Below are 19,237 nucleotides of genomic sequence, written 5' to 3'. Positions count from 1 at the left end.
GGGAGGGCGATGAATCCGTCGGCCGGGCGCTTCTACTCCTTCTATTTCATCGGCTTCACCTTCTTTTGCGCCGCGCTCGCGTTGGGGGAATCCTTCGGCATGTCGGCGCGCGCCATCGGCTTCACTTTTCTCTTCGCCACCATCGCCCTCTATGCGGGCGTGGGGGTGTTGGCGCGGACCTCCGACCTGCTCGAATTCTACGTCGCCGGCCGCGGCGTGCCGGGCATCGCCAACGGCATGGCGACCGCCGCCGACTGGGTGAGCGCGGCTTCCTTCATCGGCCTGGCGGGAATCATCTACCATCAGGGCTTCGAGGGACTGGCCTACGTCACCGGCTGGACCGGCGGCTTCGTGCTGGTGGGGCTCCTGCTCGGCCCTTACCTGCGCAAGTTCGGGCGTTTCACCATTCCGGAGTTCCTCGACGAGCGCTACGGCAGCGCGGTGGCGCTCGCCGGCGTGGCGGCGGTGGTGCTCGCCTCCTTCGTCTATCTGGTGGCGCAGATCTACGGCGTCGGGCTCATCGCCAGCCGCTTCGTCGGCGTGGATTTCGGGCTCGGCGTGCTCATCGGCATGGCCGGCATCCTCGTGTGTTCCTTTCTCGGCGGCATGCGCGCGGTGACCTGGACGCAGGTGTCGCAGTATCTGATCCTCATCGTCGCCTACCTCGCGCCGATCCTCGTGCTCTCGGTGGAGCGCTACGGCGTGCCGCTGCCTCATCTGGCGATGGGCGAGATGGTGCAGACGGTGGCGCAGGGTGTGGCCGAACGGCGAGACCGCCCCGACGAGCAGCTCGCCCGTGCGCTCTACCGGGCCCGGGCCGAGCAATATCAGCACAAGATCGACGCTCTGCCCGACTCGCTCGCCGAGGAGCGCGAGACGCTCGAGCGTGAGCTCGCCCGCTTGCGGCAGGAGGGCGGCGATCCGCGCACCATCTACCATCTGGAGCGTCAGCGGCAGCTCCTGCCGACGACGCCGGAAGCGGCACGCGCCCATTGGCGGCGGCTGCGCGATGCGGCGCTCGCCCAGGCCCGGCCGCCACGCGATTTCAGTCGAGCCTGGCATGGCGACACGCCCGCGGCGCGCCAGCATGCCCGGATCAACTTCCTCGCCCTGCTCTTCGTGCTGATGTGCGGCACGGCGGCGTTGCCGCACATCCTGATGCGCTACTACACCACGCCCACCGTGTCGGAGGCGCGCAAGTCCACCGCCTGGACGCTCTTCTTCGTGGCGCTCCTCTATCTGGGTGCGCCGATCTACGCCATGCTGGCCAAGATCGAGGTGCTGCAGCACGTCGTTGGGCACTCCTTCGACGAACTGCCGGCCTGGCTCGTGTCCTGGTATCGCGTCGGCCTCGTCGCCTTCGAGGACATCAATGGCGATGGTCGGCTGCAGCTGGCCGAACTTGCGATCAATCCCGATGGCATTGTTCTGGCGCTGCCGGAGATGGGCGGGCTTCCTGCCTTCTTCGTCGGATTGGTCGCCGCCGGCGGCCTGGCCGCGGCGCTCTCTACCGCCGATGGGCTGCTTCTGACCATCTCCAACGCGCTGGGGCACGATCTCTATTACCGGCACCTCGCGCCGCAGGCGAGCACCCAGCGGCGCCTGGTGGTCAGCAAGATGCTGCTGCTGGCGGTGGCGATCATTTCCGCCTGGGTGGCGACGCTGCGCTTCGACAGCATCCTCTTGCTCGTGGGCCTGGCTTTTTCGCTCGCGGCCTCGCTCCTCTTTCCCACGCTCATCCTCGGCATCTTCTGGCGTCGGGCCTCTCCTGCCGGCGCGCTGCTGGCGATGGCGCTGGGGCTGGGAACGAGCCTTGGCTATTATTTCCTGACGCACGAGGCGTTTGGCGGGCGGGTCGACCTGCAGCTCTTCGGCATCCAGCCGGTGGCTTGCGGCATTTTCGGCGTACTCGCGGGCCTGGCGGCGCACGTCGTGGTGAGCCTCGTCGGGCCGGCGCCGAGCGCACGGCAGCAAGCCCTGGTGGATTTCCTGCGCCGTCCTTCCTGAGCCGGGGTCGCCCTTTTCGGCTAAACTAAACAGTTCGCTTTTTCGTCCCATTCGACGCCCATCCCATGAAAACATCCGACATCCGCAAAACCTTCCTCGACTTCTTCGCGAGCAAGGGGCATACGATCGTGCCTTCCAGCTCGCTCGTGCCCCAGGGCGACCCGACGCTGCTCTTCACCAACGCCGGCATGAACCAGTTCAAGAACGTCTTCCTCGGTCTGGAAGAACGCCCCTACAAGCGTGCCACCACGGCGCAGAAATGCGTGCGTGCCGGGGGCAAGCACAATGACCTGGAAAACGTCGGCTACACCGCGCGGCACCACACTTTCTTCGAGATGCTGGGCAACTTCAGCTTCGGCGACTACTTCAAGCGCGAGGCCATCGCCTACGCTTGGGAGCTGCTCACCGAGGTCTTCAAGCTGCCGCCCGAGCGGCTGTGGGTGACGGTGTATGCCGAAGACGACGAAGCCTATCGCCTCTGGGCCGAGGAGATCGGTGTGCCGCGCGAGCGCATCGTGCGCATCGGCGACAACAAGGGGGCGCGCTACGCTTCCGATAATTTCTGGATGATGGGCGACACCGGCCCCTGCGGACCGTGCACCGAAATCTTCTACGATCACGGCCCCGAAGTGCCCGGCGGCCCGCCCGGATCGCCCGACGAGGACGGGGATCGCTACATCGAGATCTGGAACCTCGTGTTCATGCAGTACAACCGCGACGAGCAGGGCGAGATGCATCCCCTGCCCAAGCCCAGCGTCGACACCGGCATGGGGCTGGAGCGCATCGCCGCAGTGCTGCAGGGCGTGCATTCGAACTACGAGATCGACCTCTTCCAGCGGCTCATCACCGCAGCCATGGAACTCACCGGCTGCGCCGACCGCGATCAGCCCAGCCTCAAGGTGCTGGCCGACCACATCCGCGCCGCTTCTTTTCTCATCGCCGATGGGGTCATTCCCGGCAACGAGGGGCGAGGCTACGTGCTGCGCCGCATCATCCGCCGCGCCATCCGCCACGGCTGGAAGCTCGGCGTGCGCGCGCCTTTCTTCTATCGACTGGTCCCGGCGCTGGTGGCCGAGATGGGCGAGGCCTATCCCGAGCTCGTGGCGCGCCAGGCAGTGATCGAGTCGACGCTGAAGCAGGAGGAGGAACGCTTTTTCGGCACCATCGAGCACGGCATGTCGCTGCTGGAAGCCGTGATCGCGCAGATGCAGGCCAACGGCCAGAGCGGGCTCGACGGCGAGATCGCCTTCAAGCTGCACGACACCTACGGTTTTCCGCTGGATCTGACCGCCGACGTGCTGCGCGAGCGCGGCTTCACCGTAGACGTGGCGGGGTTCGACGCGGCCATGGCGCGGCAAAAGGCCATGGCGCGCGCCGCAGGCAAATTCAAGATGCAGGCGGTGCTCGAATACGAAGGGCCGACGACGCGCTTCGAGGGCTACGAGACCTTGGAAGACGAGGGGGAGATCGTGGCGCTCTATCGCGACGGCGCGCCGGTCGAGGAACTCGCCGAGGGCGAGGAGGGCGTGGTGGTGCTCGATCGCACGCCGTTCTACGCCGAATCCGGCGGCCAGGCGGGCGATCGCGGCGAGCTGCGCGCTCCGGAGGGGATCTTCGCCGTCGAGGATACGCAGAAGATCCAGGCCGAGGTGTTCGGCCATTACGGCGTGGTGCGCACGGGGCGGCTCGCGCTGGGGCAGCGCGTGCGCGCCCGGGTCGATGCCGAGGCCCGCGCCGCCACCGCGCGGCACCATTCCGCCACGCACCTCTTGCACAAGGCTTTGCGCGAAGTGTTGGGGCCGCACGTGGAGCAGAAAGGCTCACTCGTCGATGCCGATCGCCTGCGCTTCGACTTCGCGCACCCTCAGCCGCTCAGCCAGGAAGAGATCGAGCGCATCGAATGGCTCGTCAATCGCGAGGTGCTCGCCAACGTTCCCACGCGCGCCGAGGTGATGCCGCTCGAAGCGGCCAAGGCGAGCGGGGCGGTGATGCTCTTCGGCGAAAAATACGGCGAGACGGTCCGGGTGCTCACCATCGGCAGCTCGAAGGAGCTGTGCGGCGGCACGCACGTGACGCGCACCGGCGACATCGGCCTAGTGAAGATCGTGGCCGAGAGCGCGATCGCCGCCGGCGTGCGCCGCATCGAGGCGGTGGCGGGCGAAGTGGCGCTGCGCTGGGTGCAAGGCATGGATCGCAGCCTGGGGCGGCTCGCCCAGGCGCTCAAGGTGGCGCGCGAGGAGGTGCCGACGCGCGTGGAAGCGTTGCTCGAGCAGGTCAAGGAAGCCGGGCGCGAGCGGGCGCGGCTCGTGCAGCGGCTCGCCCAGGCCGAGGCAGTGGCGCTTGCCGCCGCGGCCGAGACCGCGGGCGAGGCGAAACTGCTGGTGCGCCGGGTGGAGGCCGACTCGCCCGAGACGCTGCGCGAACTCGCCGACGCGCTGCGTTCCCGCCTGCCCAAGGCCGCGGTGCTGCTCGGGGCCGTGATCGAGGGTAAGGCCGTGGTGCTCGCTGCGGTGAGCAAGGAAGTGACGTCCCGCCTCAAGGCCGGCGACTGGGTCAAGGTCGCGGCCGAGGCAATGGGCGCGCGCGGCGGCGGTCGCCCTGAACTCGCCCAAGCGGGCGGCGGCGATGCCGCCAAGCTCGACGAGGCGCTCGCGCAGGGCAAGGCGTGGGCGCTGGAGCGGCTGAAACACTGAGCGTGACGAGCCCGGTGGAGCGCTGCATGCCTCATCGTGTCGGGGCGTTTTGCCCGCCAAAGGAGTGGCGTGATGGGGCATAAAGCACTCACCAAAGTCGGGCGCATCTCGTGGAATGCGGAAAAGAACGAAAAATTGCGTCGAGAGCGGAATGTTTCTTTTCAAGACGTGGTCTACGCCATGGCGAACGGTGCCATTCTCGATACGTTCGATCATCCCAATCAGGACCGCTATCCTGATCAGAAAATCCACGTCGTCGACATCGATGGGTATGCCTATCTCGTCCCTTTCGTAGAGTCCGAAGACGAGATTTTTTTGAAGACGATCATCCCGAGCCGTAAGGCGACCAAAACCTATCTGGAGCGAAAGGCATGAATGGGTTGGATCCGGAAGAACGGGAAATCCTCGAAGCCTTCGATGCGGGGGCGCTCAAGCGGACGCCACAGGCGGATCAGCTCAAGTCCCGCCATCAAAGTTATGCGAGAGAAATGGTTGGTCGGGAACGATTGATCCGCCTGCGTCTCTCTGAACGCGATATGCTGCGTCTGCGTCAGAAAGCGCAGGAGGTGGGCATCCCCTACGAGGCACTAGCCGCTCAGATCATCCATCGCTATGTCGAGGATTGAGTCTCAAAACGGCAGTTCCACCCCCGGCCACACGCTCGTGAGGGCGCGGCGGAAGTCTTCCTGGATGCGCGCGAGCGCTTCGGGCGTGTCGGCCTCGAAGCGCAGCACCACCACCGGGGTGGTGTTGGAGGCGCGCGCGAGGCCGAAGCCGTCGGGGTATTCGACGCGCACGCCGTCGATGGTAATGATCTCACGCGCACCGGTGAAACCGCTGTAGCCTTGCAGCCGTTCGATGAGGGCAAACGGCTCACCTTCTTTCATTTTGACATTGAGCTCGGGCGTGGCGATGCTGTCGGGCAGCGCCTCGAGCACGGCGCTCGGATTTTCGTGCCGCGAGAGGATTTCCAGCAGGCGCGCGGCGGCATAGAGGCCGTCGTCGAAACCGTACCAGCGATCCTTGAAGAAGATGTGCCCGCTCATCTCGCCGGCGAGCGGCGCCCCCGTCTCGCGCAGTTTCGCCTTGATAAGCGCATGCCCGGTCTTCCACATGAGCGGCACGCCGCCGTGCGCGCGGATGACCTCGGCGAGCTTGCGCGAGCATTTGACGTCGAAAAGGATCTGGGCGCCAGGATGGCGCGAGAGCACGTCGGCGGCAAAGAGCATCATCTGCCGGTCGGGGAAGATGATCTTGCCGCTTTTGGTGACCACGCCCAGTCGGTCGCCGTCGCCGTCGAAGGCGAGTCCCAGCTCGGCGTCGCTGGCGGCCACGCGCGCGATGAGATCCCGCAGGTTCTCGGGTTTGGACGGATCGGGATGGTGGTTGGGAAACGTGCCGTCGACTTCGCAAAAGAGCGCGTCGACCCGGCAGCCGAGCCGTTCGATGAGCTCCGGGGCGAAGGCCCCGGCTACGCCGTTGCCGCAGTCGACCGCGACCTTCATGGGGCGGGAGAGCTTGACGTCGGAGGTGATGCGCGTGAAGTAGGCTTCGCGCACGTCGGCCCGGCGCAGCTGCCCCGCGCCGCTTTCCAGGTCGCCTTCGGCCAGACGCCGGCGCAGATCCTGGATGAGCGGCCCAAAGAGGGTCTCGCCGGCGAGCACCATCTTGAAGCCGTTGTACTGCGGCGGATTGTGGCTGCCGGTGACCGAGACGCAGGAGCGCGTGCCGAGATGCTCGGCGGCGAAGTAGGTGACCGGCGTGGGGACTGCGCCGATATCGATGACGTCCACCCCCGCAGCCATGATCCCTTCGGCGAGCGCCGCGGCAAGCCGTGGGCCCGACAGGCGCCCGTCGCGCCCGACCACGATCGCCTCCACGCCACGCCGGCGCGCTTCGCTGCCGATCGCCCGGCCGATGGCACGGGAGGCGTCTTCGGTGAGGGTCTCGTCGACGATACCGCGGATGTCGTAAGCTTTGAAGATGCTGGCGTCGGGAAGCGTCATCGCAGGGGCTCGCACGGGGGTCAGTGGTGGTGTTTGGGCAGGGGGCCTTCGAAGCGGAAGCGCCGGCTGCAATAGGGGCAGACGGCTTCGCCTTCGGCCGTGGGGTCGAGGAAGACGCGCGGATGCAGCAGATTGACCGGTTCGCCGGGAAGGGGGCAGTGCAGCGGCAGATCTTCGGCGCGCACAGCGATCTCGTGTTCCTTGCGCACGGTCTCGAGCGGATTGGGGACACTCATGGATGCGCTCCTTACAGGTAGGCGAGCCAGTGGTCGTACTCGGGCGCGCGGCCGGCGACGATGTCGAAGAAACGCTGCTGGATGCGAGCGGTGACGGGGCCGCGCTTGCCCTCGCCGATGACGCGGTCGTCGAGCTCGCGGATCGGCGTGATCTCGGCGGCGGTGCCGCTGAAGAAGGCTTCGTCGGCGATGTAGATATCGTCGCGCGTGAGCCGGCGCGACACGAAGGGGATGCCGAGTTCCTCGGCGATGCGGATCACCGTGTCGCGAGTGATGCCCGTGAGCGCCGCGGCGATTTCGGGCTCATACAACACCCCATCCTTGACCACGAAGAGGTTTTCCCCGGCGCCTTCGGCCACGAACCCCTGGGTGTCGAGCAGCAGCGCTTCGTCGTAGCCCTGACTGGTGGCTTCCATGTTGGCGAGGATGGAGTTGGCGTAGGTACTGGAGAGCTTGGCGCGCGGCATGGTCACGTTGACGTGCTGGCGCTGGAAGGAAGCGGTCTTGATGCGGATGCCGCGCTCCAGGCCGTCTTCGCCCAGATAGGCGCCCCAAGGCCAGGCGGCGATGGCCACGTGCACTTTGGCGCCCTTGGGCGAGACGCCCATCTTCTCCGAGCCGTAGAAGGCGATGGGGCGGATGTAGCAGGATTCGAGGTTGTTCGCGCGCACCACCTCTTTCTGCGCTTCCATGAGCTCCTCGAGCGGCCAGGGAATCGGCATCATGTAGATCTTGGCCGAATTGAGGAGCCTTTGGGTGTGCTCGCGCAGGCGGAAGATCGCCGTGCCACGCTCGGTGGCGTAGGCGCGCAAGCCTTCGAACACGGCCAGGCCATAGTGCAGCGAATGGGTGAGCACGTGGGTGGTGGCTTCACGCCAGGGCACGAGCTTGCCGTCGTACCAGATGAAGCCGTCGCGGTCGGACATCGACATGGGGTTCTCCTCGGGTGGATGGGCTCGGCGTTTGCGCCGTGTAACCGCAGATTGTAGCGCAAAGCGCCGAGGGATCAGGACCCGCCGCGACTTCGGAGAAAACCGCTGCGCCGCGCGCTCACCACAGTTGCCACCAGGGTTTGTCCGGGCCTTTCTTTCCGCCCTTGAAGTAGGCCGACTGGGGGAAGTTGTGGCGCAGCACGCGCTCGGCGTCGGCGCGCAGATCCTGCAGGCCGAGCTTGTCGTAAGCCTGCATGAGGATCCACAGCGCGTCTTCTTGCGCCGGGGAATCGGGGAACTGCTCGAGCACGGCTTTCGCCCGGTTGGCGGCGGCCAGATACGCTCCACGGCGCAGGTAGTAGTCGGCCACATGGACTTCGTAGCGCGCCATGGCGTTGGTGAGGTAGATCATGCGCTGGCGCGCATCCTCGGCGTACTTGCTGTCGGGGAAACGCTCGATGAGCTCGCGGAACGTCTCGTAGGATTCGCGCATGCCTTTGGGGTCGCGCTCGGAGAGATCCTGGTTGGAGATGGAGCCGAGCAGGCCGAGGTCTTCGTTGAAGGTCGCCAAGCCCTTGAGGTAGTACATGTAATCGACGTTGGGGTGGTTGGGGTGCAGCCGGATGAAGCGATCGGCGGCGGCGATCGCCTCTTCAGGCTCGCCCGCCTTGTAGTGGGCATAGGCCGTTTCGATCTGCGCCTGCTGGGCGTAGCGCCCGAAGGGATAGCGCGCTTCGAGCTTTTCGTAGAGTTCGACGGCCCGTTGATAATTTCCTTCGTTCAGGGCATCCTTGGCTTCGGAATAGAGTTTTTGCGCGTTCCAGCCGCGGGTCTCGTCCTCTTTTTCGGGGATGAGGCTGCAGCCGGCGAGCGTGAGCGAAAGGGCGAGGAAGAGCGCGGTGAGCGAACGCAGGATCATGGCGGATGACGATCTGGGCATGAGTGACTCGGTGACCGATTATAAGGCGGAATGGGATGGCGACGACGAAGAGGCGATCACGGCCGAAGAAGAGGCACGCCTCGTGCCGGTCGCGCTCGCGGGCGAGCGGCTCGACCGCGTCGCCGCGGCGCTGTGGCCGGAGCATTCCCGCTCACGCCTGCAGCAGTGGATCGAGCAAGGCTTCCTGCGCGTAGACGGGCTGCCCGCCGGCTCGGTGCGGCGCCGGCTGCTGGGCGGAGAGCGGCTGGTGCTCGCGCCGCCGCCATTCGCATTGGGAGAAGTCCCGCGGGCACAGGCGATGTCATTGTCTCTCCTCTATGCCGATGAATCGATTTTCGTCATTGACAAGCCGGCCGGCCTGGTGGTTCATCCCGGCGCGGGAAACTTGGAGGGGACCTTGCTCAACGGGCTGCTCGCGCTCGATGCCGGCCTGGCGGCGCTGCCGCGGGCCGGCATCGTCCACCGGCTCGACAAGGACACGAGCGGCCTCATGGTGGTGGCGCGCACCCTGGAAGCGCAGACGGCGCTGGTGCGTCAGCTGCAGGCGCGCACGGTGCGCCGCGAATACTGGACGGTGGTGGCGGGGCATCTGGAGCGGGCCGGAACGGTGGAAGCGCCCATCGGACGGCATCCGCGGGTGCGCACGCGCATGGCGGTCGTACCGCAGGGCAAACCCGCGGTAACACACTATCGCCCGCTGGAAGCCTTCGCCGAGGCCACGCTCGTCGAATGCCGCCTCGAGACCGGACGCACGCACCAGATCCGGGTGCATCTGGCTCACCTCGGTTTCCCCCTGCTGGGTGACCCACTCTACGCCCCGCGCGCGGTGGCGGCGCGTTTTTCGCGTCAGGCGCTGCACGCCCGGCGGCTTGCCCTCGTGCATCCCGCAAGCGGCGAGCCATGCCGTTGGGAGTCGCCCCTGCCCGAGGACATGACCCGGCTGCTGGAAATCCTTCGGGGAGAGAAGCGATGATCCGCCGCATTCATTGGCCGGAAGCACCGCGCAACGTAGTACTGCGCCTCACCGACCGCGAGGGCGGGGTGAGCCGTGAGCCGTATGCCTCCTTCAACCTCGCCACGCACGTGGGCGACGACCCCGCGGCGGTGGCGGAGAATCGCCTGCGCCTCGCGCGGCTCCTTCCCGCCATGCCGTTGTGGCTCGAGCAGGTGCACGGCGCGCGCGTCTTCGATGCCGATCGCGAGCCCTGGGAGGGAACGCCGCCGCAGGCCGATGCGGCGGTGACGACCCGGCCGAACTTGCCGCTTGCCGTGCTCACTGCCGACTGCCTGCCCGTGGCTTTTGCCGCCTGCGACGGTACCCGAGTGGCGGTAGCGCACGCCGGCTGGCGCGGGCTCGCCGGCGGGGTGCTGGAAGCGGTGGCGGCGCATTTTCCGCCCCAGGGCTTCGTTGCCTGGATTGGCCCGGGAATCGGGCAGGCGCACTACGAGGTGGGGGAGGAAGTGCGCGGAGTTTTTCTCGACCAGACCCCGTCGCTTGCCCGGTTTTTCGTACCCGGCCGCGACGGTGCGCATTGGCTCGCCGACCTCGTCGGCATTGCGCGGGCGAAGCTGCTCGCCGCGGGAGCGGCCGCAGTCAGTCTGGGCGGTATATGTACATTTCATGACAAGGCGTTCTATTCCTACCGCCGTGAAGGGAGGTGTACCGGCCGCTTCGCTTTGTGCCTCTGGCGCGCCTCGGGGTACATGACGCATGCTGCAGCGCATGATTGTCGCCATGCACCTTTCGTGCCACAATGAATTCGACCAAGGAGAAAATATGACGTCTTTCCCCAATCCGCCCGGCGTTTCGCTTCCTCCGGGGCATCCCTTGCAGGCATGGCAGCAGTACTGGCAGCTCATGGCCGGTGATCCGGACAAGCTGCGCCAGTGGCAGCAGCAGTGGCTGGCGCAGCACGCCCAGCTGTGGGACCAGCTGCTGCATCGTCGGCCGGGCGAGCCCGCCGAGCCGGTGGTGCCGCAGGTGCGCGGCGACAAGCGCTTCTCCTCGCCTGCGTGGCAGGAAAGTCCCATCTTCGACTACCTCCGCCAGGCCTACTGGATCAACGCGCAGATGCTCACCCGCTGGGTGGAAGAGAGCGACTTCCCCGACGGCAAGACCAAGGCGCGGGCGCGTTTCCTCGTGCGCCAGATCGTCGATGCGCTCGCTCCGTCGAACTTCGCCGCCACCAATCCGGAATTCATCCGTCAGGCGCTCGAAACCCAGGGCGAGAGCATCCGGCGCGGCATCGCCAACCTGCTCGAAGACCTGCACAAAGGTCACATCTCGATGACCGACGAGTCCGCCTTCGAAGTCGGGCGCAACCTTGCGGTCACTCCCGGCGCGGTGATCGCCGAAAACCCCCTCATGCAGCTCATCCAGTACGCGCCGCTCACGGAGAAGGTGGGCGAGCGGCCGCTCCTCATCGTTCCGCCCAACATCAACAAGTTCTACATCCTCGACCTCCAGCCGGAAAATTCCCTCGTGCGCTTCGCTCTGGAGCAGGGTCACACGGTGTTCATGATCTCGTGGAAGAATCCGGGCATCACCGAGGCGCGCTATGGCTGGGACGATTACCTGGAACTGGGGCCGCTGCGGGCGTTGGAGATCGTGCGCGAGCTCACCGGCGTGACCGACCCCAACGTGCTGGGGTTCTGCGTCGGCGGCACGATGCTTTCCTGTGCGCTCGCGGTGGCGCGCGCCCGGGGTGAGACTCCGGTGCGCAGCCTCACGCTGATGACGACCCTGCTCGATTATGCCGAGAGCGGCGATCTCGGCTGCCTCGTGGACGAGGCGAGCGTCACCGCACGCGAGGCGGCGATCGGCAAGGGCGGATTGATGCTGGGCTCGGAACTCGCCAACACCTTCTCGGCGCTGCGTGCCAACGACCTCGTCTGGAACTACGTGGTGAACAACTACCTCAAGGGCGAGGCCCCCAAGCCCTTCGACCTGCTTTTCTGGAACAGCGACAGCACCAACCTGCCCGGGCCGTTCGTCACCTACTATCTGCGCAACATGTATCTCGAAAACAACCTGCGCGTGCCCAACAAGCTGACGATGCTCGGCGAGCCGGTGAGCCTCACCCGCCTCGACATGCCCGCCTACGTGATGGCGGCGCGCGAAGACCACATCGTGCCATGGCGCGGAGCCTACTTGTCGCAGCGGCTGCTCGGCGGTCCGCGCCGTTTCGTGCTGGGGGCGAGCGGTCACATCGCCGGGGCCATCAACCCGGCGCGCAAGAACCGCCGCAGCTATTGGACCAACGATTCCCTGCCCGAAGAGCCGGAAGCGTGGCTGGCCGGGGCGCAGGAGCAGCCCGGCAGCTGGTGGTGGGATTGGGCCCGCTGGCTGGAAACGCACAAAGGCAGGCTCGTGCCGGCACGCACCGCCCTGGGCAACGATCGCTACCGTCCGATCGAACCGGCCCCCGGCCGCTACGTGAAAGAACCCGCGCTGCCGCTCGTGCGCGAACCCGTTGTGTAAGCCGGCGCCGCCAGCGGCGCCATTCAACCATCGAAGAGGAGAAGGGAAATGACGACACGCATCGCATTGGTGACCGGAGGCATGGGAGGACTCGGCGAGGCGATCTGCATCAAGCTCGCCCAGATGGGCTATCGCGTCGTGACCACCCACTCGCTCGGCAACACCAAGGCCCCGCAGTGGCTCGCCGAGATGAAAGCCAGGGGGTTCGACTTTGCCGCCTATCCGGCCGACGTGGCCGATTTCGATTCCTGCAAGGCCTGCGTGGAGAAGATCGTGCAGGAGGTCGGCCCGGTGGACGTGCTCGTCAACAACGCCGGCATCACCCGTGACATGACCCTGCGCAAGATGACCAAGGCCGACTGGGACGCGGTGCTGCGCACCAACCTCGACAGCGTCTTCAACATGACCAAGCAGGTCATCGACGGCATGGTCGAGCGCAAGTGGGGCCGCATCATCAACATCTCTTCGGTCAACGGCCAGAAAGGCGCCTTCGGCCAGACCAACTATGCCGCGGCCAAGGCCGGGATGCACGGCTTCACCAAATCGCTGGCGCTCGAAGTGGCGCGCTACGGCGTCACGGTCAATACCGTCTCGCCGGGCTACATCGGCACCAAGATGGTGCTTGCCATTCCGCAGGAGATCCTGGACTCCAAGATCCTGCCGCAGATCCCCATGGGACGTCTGGGCAAGCCCGAAGAGATCGCCGGACTGGTGGCCTACATCGCCTCCGATGAGGCTGCTTACATGACCGGGGCCAACATCGCCATCAACGGCGGCCAGCACATGTATTGAGGATCGGCACCTCCCTCCTTGGAAGAGGGGCTACGGTCACCGGGTCTGCAGAGGCGATGCCTTGTCGGTGTCACCCTGCGGACCCTGCATTTTTCGGCCGCGGGGAACCTCTGCCTTTTGCTACGGTATAATGTTTCGTCGCGACCTCCTTGTGGGAAAGATCGGCAATGACCGATGCGCAGCAGATCCGCCTGATCAAGAAGTACCCCAATCGCCGTTTGTACGATACCGTCAGCAGCGCCTACATCACGATCGGCGACGTGAAGAATCTCGTGCTCGCACACGAGCCTTTCCGTATCGTCGACGCGAAGACGGGGGAAGATCTCACGCGCAGCGTGCTGCTGCAGATCATCCTCGAAGAGGAAGCCTGCGGCCAGCCGCTCTTTTCTTCCGAGCTGCTCGCGCAGATCATCCGTTTCTATGGCCAGGCGTCGCAAAACCTGATGGGGCGCTATCTGGAAAACAGCATCGCCGCCTTCGTCGAGATGCAGAACAAGTTCCAGGAGCAGCTGCGCTCGCTCTACGGGGACAAGGCGCCGCTCGGCACCGACTGGATGGCGCAGTTTCTTTCGCTGCAGGCTCCGGCGCTACAATCGATGATGAACGCCTATCTCGAGCAATCGCGCCAGCTGCTCACCCAGATGCAGAAGCAGGCGGAGAGCCAGACGCGCGGGCTCTTCGGCGCCATGTTCTCCGGCCTGCGGCCGCAGGCGGACGAATCCGCCCAAGGCGGCACGACCTCACCGACCAAGCCTGATGAAACTTGAGTTTGCTGCGCCCCGCGTGGGCATGGTAAGCCTGGGCTGCCCCAAGGCCACCGTCGACTCCGAACGCATCCTTACACGCCTGCGGGCCGAGGGCTATGCGCTCAGCCCCGACTACGAAGGGGCGGATCTGGTCATCGTCAATACCTGCGGCTTCATCGACGCGGCGGTGGAAGAATCGCTGCAGGCGATCGGCGAGGCGCTGGCGGAGAATGGCAAGGTCATCGTCACTGGCTGCCTGGGCGCCCGGCCGCAGCGCATCCTCGAAGAATTCCCCCAGGTGCTGGCGATCACCGGTCCGCATGCGGAGGCCGAGGTGCTCGATCTGGTGCACCGCCATCTGCCCAAGCCGCACGACCCCTTCACCGACCTCGTCCCCCCGCAGGGACTGCGGCTCACGCCGCCGCACTACGCCTACCTGAAGATCTCCGAGGGCTGCAACCACCGCTGTACCTTCTGCATCATCCCGTCGCTGCGCGGCGATCTCGTCAGCCGCCCCATCCACGAGATCATGGCCGAGGCCGAGGCGCTGGTCGAATCCGGCGTCAAGGAGATCCTGGTCGTGTCGCAGGACACCGCCGCCTACGGGGTGGACCTCAAGTACCGCACGGGCTTCGTCGACGGTCGGCCGGTACGCCAGCGTCTCACCGAGCTCGCCCGTCTGCTGGGTGAGCTCGGCGTATGGATCCGGCTACACTACGTCTATCCCTATCCGAGCGTGGACGAGCTCATCCCGCTCATGGCCGAGGGCAAGATCCTGCCCTATCTCGACGTCCCGTTCCAGCACGCCAGCCCCCGCATCCTCAAGGCGATGCAGCGGCCGGCGGCCACCGAACGGGTGCTCGAGCGCATCCGGCGCTGGCGCGAGATCTGCCCCGACTTGACGATCCGCTCGACCTTCATCACCGGCTTCCCTGGTGAGACCGAGGAGGATTTCGACTTGCTGTTGCAGTTCCTCGAAGAGGCGCAGCTCGACCGGGTCGGCGCCTTCGCCTATTCCCCCGTCGAGGGCGCGGCGGCCAATGCGCTTCCCGGTGCCGTGCCCGAGGAGGTGCGCGAGGAACGGCGCGTGCGCCTGCTGCAGTGGCAGGAGGACATCTCCACGCAGCGGCTGGAGCGCTGGATCGGGCGCCGGATCACGGTCCTGGTGGAAGAGGTCGACGAAGAGGGGGCGCTCGCGCGTTCGAGCGCCGACGCGCCCGAAATCGACGGTCTCGTCATCATTCCCAACGGCGAGGACTTGCAGCCGGGCGAATTCGCCGAAGTCCTCGTCACCGACTGCGACGTGCACGACCTCTATGCGGAAGTGCCGTCGCGCTGAATCACCCCTCTCTCCCCGTAGTTCAATGGATAGAACGAGCGCCTCCTAAGCGCTAGATCCAGGTTCGATTCCTGGCGGGGGGACTCCCTTTCAAGGTTTTTGTCATGCCTGTGCTCCGCCTCGACGACGCCCATCTTGCGTTTGGTCACGTTCCTCTGCTCGACGCCGCGTCCTTTCAGCTCGACGAGGGTGAGCGGGTGGTGCTGATCGGGCGCAACGGTGCGGGCAAATCCAGCCTGCTGCGCGTGCTCGCCGGCGAGCAGCCGCTCGACGACGGGCTCCTGTGGCGCCAGCCGGGCCTGCGTCTGGCCTACGTGCCGCAGGAAGCGGACTTCCCGCCGCAGGCCACGGTGGCCGAGGTGCTCACCGAGGGGCTGGGCGAGGCGGCAGGCCTCTTGCGGCGGTTTCAGGCGCTGTCGCGCCACGTGGCGGCCACTCCCGAGCCGGCGCTCCTTGCCGAACTCGACGCCGTCCAGCAGGCGCTGGAGCGGGAAGGCGGCTGGCAGTGGCAGCACCGCATCGACGCCGCGCTCGCGGCGCTGGGGTTGGAGGCCGAGGCGCGCATCGCATCGCTCTCGGGCGGCGGGGTGAAACGCGTGGCGCTCGCCCGCGCCCTGGTGGCCGAGCCGGAAGTGCTGCTCCTCGACGAGCCGACCAACCACCTCGACATCGCCGCGATCGAGCGGCTGGAGCAGATGCTGCTCGCCTTTCGCGGCAGCGTCGTGCTGGTGACGCACGACCGGGCCCTGGTCGATCGGGTCGCCACGCGCATCGTCGAACTCGACCGGGGGCGGCTCGCGAGCTTTCCCGGATCCTTTGCCGAGTATGAGCGGCGCAAGGCCGAGCAGCTCGCGGCCGAGGCGCAGGCGCAGGCGCGCTTCGACAAGTTCCATGCCCAGGAAGAGGCGTGGATCCGCAAGGGGGTGGAGGCGAGGCGCACGCGCAACGAGGGCCGGGTGCGCCGGCTGGAGCGCTTGCGCGAGGAACGCGAGGCGCGCCGCGAGCGGCTCGGGCGGGTGCGCCTGCAGCTCGAGGCGGGCGAGCAGAGCGGGCGGTTGGTGGCCGAGCTCGTGGGCGTGACGAAGTCCTGGGGGGAGAGGACGGTGGTGCGCGACTTCTCCACCACCATCCTGCGCGGGGATCGCATCGGCTTCATCGGCCCCAACGGGGCCGGCAAGACGACCTTGCTCAAACTCATTCTGGGCGAGATCGAACCCGATGCGGGTCTGGTGCGCCACGGCACGCGCCGCAACGTCGCCTATTTCGATCAGATGCGCGCCCAGCTCGACCCCGAGGCGCGGCTGATCGACGTCGTCAGTCCCGGTTCGGATACGGTGGAGATCGCTGGGCAGCGGCGCCACGTCGTCGGCTACCTCGAGGACTTCCTCTTCTCGCCGCAGCGGGCACGCTCGCCAGTGAAGACGCTCTCGGGCGGGGAGCGCAACCGGCTGCTGCTCGCGCGCCTCTTCGCTCAGCCGGCCAATGTGCTGGTGCTCGACGAGCCCACCAACGACCTCGACCTCGACACGCTGGAGCTCCTCGAAGAGCGCCTGCTCTCTTATTCGGGGACTTTGCTGCTGGTGAGCCATGACCGGCGCTTCCTCGACAACGTGGTCACGCAGGTGATCGCCTCGACCGGTGACGGGCGCTGGGAAGAGTGCGTCGGCGGCTACAGCGACTGGCTGCGGCTGAAGGGAGAGGTCGCATCGGTATCCGCGGCTCCGGGTCCGACCAAGGCCCCTGTCAAAGCCAAGGTTGCCGCGCCGGAGGAACCTCGGTCTTCCCGACCGCGGCGGTTGTCGTACCGCGAACGCCAGGAACTGGAGGCGCTGCCGCAGCGCATCGAGGCCCTGGAGGCCGAGCAGGCGGCGCTCGCCGAGGCGCTCGCCGATCCGCGGCTCTACAGCGAGCGGGCGCAGGAAGTGGCCGGCCTGAAGTCGCGGCTCGCGGCGCTGCAGGAAGAGATCGAGGCGCTCCTGGAACGCTGGTCGGAGTTGGAGGTGCTCGCCGCCGGCGAGGGGTGAGCGCTCATTCGCCGCCGGAGGGGGCGTCCGGCCCGGAGGGCTTGGACGCATCCGCCGAAACGGCGGCCGCCGCTTCGCCGCTCGTTTGGGTGGGCGGCGTCGTCTCGCCTGCGGGGCCGAGCAAGCGCGCCATCGCCTCTTCCGGCGCGCCGAGCTGCTTGAGCAGGATCTCGCGATTGACGTGCACCAGTTCCTGGATGGCGTCGAGGTCGGCCGGGATGCGCGGATCGTTCCAGCCGTGGGCGAGGTGGCGCGCAAGCCGCGTGGCGAGCCATACCGTGCGCGTGCGCGGATTCTCCAGGAGGTGGTCGTCGAGCAGCTTTTTCAGGATCTCGGGTAGTTCCAGCGCGTCGATGAGGCCGTTGCGGATCTCGACTTCGGTGGCGTTGAACACCTTGCGCTGCAGCTGCTCGAGCGGAATGGCAGGGTAGGTGCGGCGCAGGCGGATGAGCAGCGACATGAGCCGGGGCGCGTAGAGCCACATCAGGACTTCGGTGATGTCGTGCAACAGCGCCGCGACCACCACTTCCGAGACTTCGATGTCGCGGCGCAGCAGCGCCCATTCACGGGCGAAACGCGCCGCGCGCCGCAGCCGGGCGATGAGCCGCAGCAGCATGGTGAGCTCGTCGGGCAGATCGGCCAGTTCCTCTTCCACCAGCGCCATGCGGTCGCATTCGGCATAAAAGGCGCGAATGCCCAGCATGAGGAGGATGCGGTCGATGGTGGTGAGCTCGCGCGTGCGCAGGTCGGGCGGGCGGCGCTTTTGCAGCGTCACCATCAGCCGCAGCGTGAGGAGTGGATCCTGCAGCACCACCTGCGAGAGGACGTGGGCATTGAGCGTTTCCGCCGCCGGGCGCAGTTCCTCGAGGCGGCGCTTGGTATGCCTGAGGATGGGGACCTTGTCGGCGCGCTCGGCGAAGAACCGGATCCAGGCGGCCGCATCCGGTAGCGGGTGTTCGAGTCGTTCCATCGCCTTTCTCCGGCCGGGGACGCCGCGATTATCCCCAGCGGCCGGGGTTTTGCCAAGAGGCGCTCAGTCGTCGGGGTAATCCGCCCAACAGTTGGGCGTCTCGTAGAGGCGCACCCGGCGCAGTCGCAGCCGATCGCCATGGGCGAGGTGCAAGCGCTCGGACAGGAGCTCATAGGCGATGCGCGCGAGGTTTTCGGCGGTGGGAACGGCGTCGAGCACGACCGTTCGATGGTCCGGGATGCGCTCGAGGAGCGAGCGCACCAAGGCGTCGTCGCGATGCACGAGGAAGGCGTGATCCCAAGGATCGACCACGGTTTCGTGGACGAGGGCCTTGAGGGCGGAGAAGTCGAGCACCATTCCCTCGTCGCTGCGTCCGGCCTCTGGGACCGGCTCACCGATGAGCGTCACCTCGAGTGCATAGCGATGGCCGTGCAGGTGGCGACACCGGCTTTCATGGTTGGGAATGCGGTGCCCGGCGTCGAATTCGAAGCGTCGGGTGATCTGCATGGGAGGATTCTAGCGGAAAAAACCGCCGCGGCCTGCAGGGTGCAAGGTCGCGGCGGTCGCCGTGATCCCGTCGATCGCGGCCGAGCCAGGAGGCTCAGTCTTCCACCGTTTCCCCTTCTTCGACGGGGGCGGACGTCTTTCCCTGGTTTTTCAGCCAGGCGCGCGCTTCTTTCTTGAGTTCCTTGAAGCGCTCGGCATCGGTTGCCTTGAGATATTGCGCGACTTCCCAGTCTTCCCGCTTGATCTTGTTCACGTCGATCTGCTCGACGTGGACGAGGCGCAGCAGCGCCTGCACGGGGCGAGGGATGTTGCGCCCGCTCTCGTAGCGGGAGCCCCCGCTCTGGGTGACGCCGAGTTTGGACCAGAACTGGGACTGGTTGAGGCCCAGTTTCTTGCGCAGTTCGCGGATGTCGCCGCCGGTAAGGTTTTTCATCGAGATTGGCTCCATTACTCGTGGATAGGAGATCATGCCTCGCTCATGTCGTGCCTGAGCGAGGCATAATCATATAACGAGGCAAATTGTAAGACAACCATTTTTCGATAGCGAATACGAATTTTTTGTAT

General features: G+C 66.4%; 18 protein-coding genes and 1 tRNA gene. 12 read left to right on the top strand and 7 right to left on the bottom strand.

The genetic code is table 11. The annotated features are described in order from the left end of the window. Positions 1-9: 9 nt before the first annotated feature. The 4 genes from OA56_RS10865 to OA56_RS10850 all read left to right on the top strand — a co-directional run bounded on the left by OA56_RS10865 (position 10) and on the right by OA56_RS10850 (position 5,326). Entirely contained in the window at positions 10-2,007 is a 1,998-nt protein-coding gene (locus tag OA56_RS10865; protein ID WP_461585268.1) for a sodium:solute symporter family protein, read from the top strand. A 65-nt stretch (positions 2,008-2,072) separates the two neighbouring features. Continuing rightward, positions 2,073-4,700, top strand: coding sequence for an alanine--tRNA ligase (alaS, locus tag OA56_RS10860; protein WP_461585266.1), 2,628 nt, complete (start codon positions 2,073-2,075; stop codon positions 4,698-4,700). Positions 4,701-4,772: 72 nt separating this feature from the next. Beyond that, the gene (locus OA56_RS10855; RefSeq protein WP_055423689.1) at positions 4,773-5,075 is read left to right on the top strand and encodes a DUF4258 domain-containing protein; all 303 of its coding nucleotides are present in this window, start codon (positions 4,773-4,775) and stop codon (positions 5,073-5,075) included. Beyond that, complete coding sequence (locus tag OA56_RS10850) at positions 5,072-5,326, top strand: hypothetical protein (protein ID WP_055423690.1); 255 nt, start codon at positions 5,072-5,074, stop codon at positions 5,324-5,326. Before OA56_RS10855 ends, OA56_RS10850 begins: the two co-directional genes overlap by 4 nt. A 3-nt stretch (positions 5,327-5,329) precedes the next feature. Here OA56_RS10850 and OA56_RS10845 read toward each other — a convergent pair whose 3' ends face one another. The 4 genes from OA56_RS10845 to OA56_RS10830 form a co-directional block, all read right to left on the bottom strand. Further along, positions 5,330-6,706, bottom strand: coding sequence for a phosphomannomutase/phosphoglucomutase (locus tag OA56_RS10845; RefSeq protein WP_055423691.1), 1,377 nt, complete (start codon positions 6,704-6,706; stop codon positions 5,330-5,332). Between the two features lie 20 nt (positions 6,707-6,726). Then, complete coding sequence (locus OA56_RS10840) at positions 6,727-6,942, bottom strand: zinc-finger domain-containing protein (RefSeq protein ID WP_055423692.1); 216 nt, start codon at positions 6,940-6,942, stop codon at positions 6,727-6,729. 11 nt (positions 6,943-6,953) lie between these two features. Further along, positions 6,954-7,874 (bottom strand): branched-chain amino acid transaminase, encoded by a 921-nt coding sequence (locus OA56_RS10835; RefSeq protein ID WP_055423693.1) that lies wholly within the window; start codon positions 7,872-7,874, stop codon positions 6,954-6,956. 118 nt (positions 7,875-7,992) lie between these two features. Beyond that, positions 7,993-8,814 (bottom strand): outer membrane protein assembly factor BamD, encoded by an 822-nt coding sequence (locus OA56_RS10830; protein WP_461585262.1) that lies wholly within the window; start codon positions 8,812-8,814, stop codon positions 7,993-7,995. On the opposite strand from OA56_RS10830, the gene OA56_RS10825 reads away from it, so the two are divergent. The 8 genes from OA56_RS10825 (at position 8,813) to OA56_RS10790 (ending at position 17,196) form a co-directional block, all read left to right on the top strand. Next, on the top strand, positions 8,813-9,787 hold the full coding sequence (locus OA56_RS10825) for an RluA family pseudouridine synthase (protein ID WP_461585315.1): 975 nt from the start codon (positions 8,813-8,815) through the stop codon (positions 9,785-9,787). The two genes, OA56_RS10830 and OA56_RS10825, sit on opposite strands and share 2 nt — an antisense overlap. Further along, positions 9,784-10,572, top strand: coding sequence for a peptidoglycan editing factor PgeF (pgeF, locus tag OA56_RS10820; protein ID WP_055423696.1), 789 nt, complete (start codon positions 9,784-9,786; stop codon positions 10,570-10,572). The genes OA56_RS10825 and pgeF overlap by 4 nt, the downstream gene beginning before the upstream one ends. 19 nt (positions 10,573-10,591) lie before the next feature. Next, on the top strand, positions 10,592-12,295 hold the full coding sequence (locus OA56_RS10815) for a PHA/PHB synthase family protein (RefSeq protein ID WP_461585260.1): 1,704 nt from the start codon (positions 10,592-10,594) through the stop codon (positions 12,293-12,295). A 48-nt stretch (positions 12,296-12,343) separates the two neighbouring features. Further along, the gene (gene phbB, locus OA56_RS10810; protein ID WP_461585258.1) at positions 12,344-13,087 is read left to right on the top strand and encodes an acetoacetyl-CoA reductase; all 744 of its coding nucleotides are present in this window, start codon (positions 12,344-12,346) and stop codon (positions 13,085-13,087) included. A 167-nt stretch (positions 13,088-13,254) separates the two neighbouring features. Further along, positions 13,255-13,854: a polyhydroxyalkanoate synthesis repressor PhaR gene (gene phaR / locus OA56_RS10805; RefSeq protein WP_141055809.1), complete on the top strand. Its 600-nt coding sequence runs from the start codon at positions 13,255-13,257 to the stop codon at positions 13,852-13,854. Beyond that, positions 13,844-15,172: a 30S ribosomal protein S12 methylthiotransferase RimO gene (gene rimO, locus OA56_RS10800; RefSeq protein ID WP_141055812.1), complete on the top strand. Its 1,329-nt coding sequence runs from the start codon at positions 13,844-13,846 to the stop codon at positions 15,170-15,172. Before phaR ends, rimO begins: the two co-directional genes overlap by 11 nt. An 11-nt stretch (positions 15,173-15,183) precedes the next feature. Then, positions 15,184-15,255, top strand: a tRNA-Arg gene (locus OA56_RS10795). 21 nt (positions 15,256-15,276) lie between these two features. After that, positions 15,277-17,196, top strand: coding sequence for an ATP-binding cassette domain-containing protein (locus OA56_RS10790; protein WP_461585255.1), 1,920 nt, complete (start codon positions 15,277-15,279; stop codon positions 17,194-17,196). Positions 17,197-17,200: 4 nt separating this feature from the next. Here the strand turns inward: OA56_RS10790 and OA56_RS10785 are convergent, their stop codons facing one another. The 3 genes from OA56_RS10785 to OA56_RS10775 all read right to left on the bottom strand — a co-directional run bounded on the left by OA56_RS10785 (position 17,201) and on the right by OA56_RS10775 (position 19,106). After that, positions 17,201-18,166, bottom strand: a complete 966-nt coding sequence (locus tag OA56_RS10785) for an HDOD domain-containing protein (protein WP_141055818.1) — start codon at positions 18,164-18,166, stop codon at positions 17,201-17,203. A gap of 63 nt (positions 18,167-18,229) precedes the next feature. After that, positions 18,230-18,673 carry a 6-carboxytetrahydropterin synthase QueD gene (gene queD, locus OA56_RS10780; protein WP_055423703.1) on the bottom strand — a complete coding sequence of 148 codons (444 nt, stop codon included), beginning with the start codon at positions 18,671-18,673 and terminating at the stop codon, positions 18,230-18,232. A gap of 94 nt (positions 18,674-18,767) precedes the next feature. Beyond that, on the bottom strand, positions 18,768-19,106 hold the full coding sequence (locus OA56_RS10775) for a helix-turn-helix domain-containing protein (RefSeq protein WP_055423704.1): 339 nt from the start codon (positions 19,104-19,106) through the stop codon (positions 18,768-18,770). Positions 19,107-19,237: the final 131 nt, after the last annotated feature.

The sequence above is a fragment of the Tepidiphilus sp. HLB4 genome, from assembly GCF_054823945.1.
This window is presented reverse-complemented; position numbering and strand designations above follow the sequence as displayed.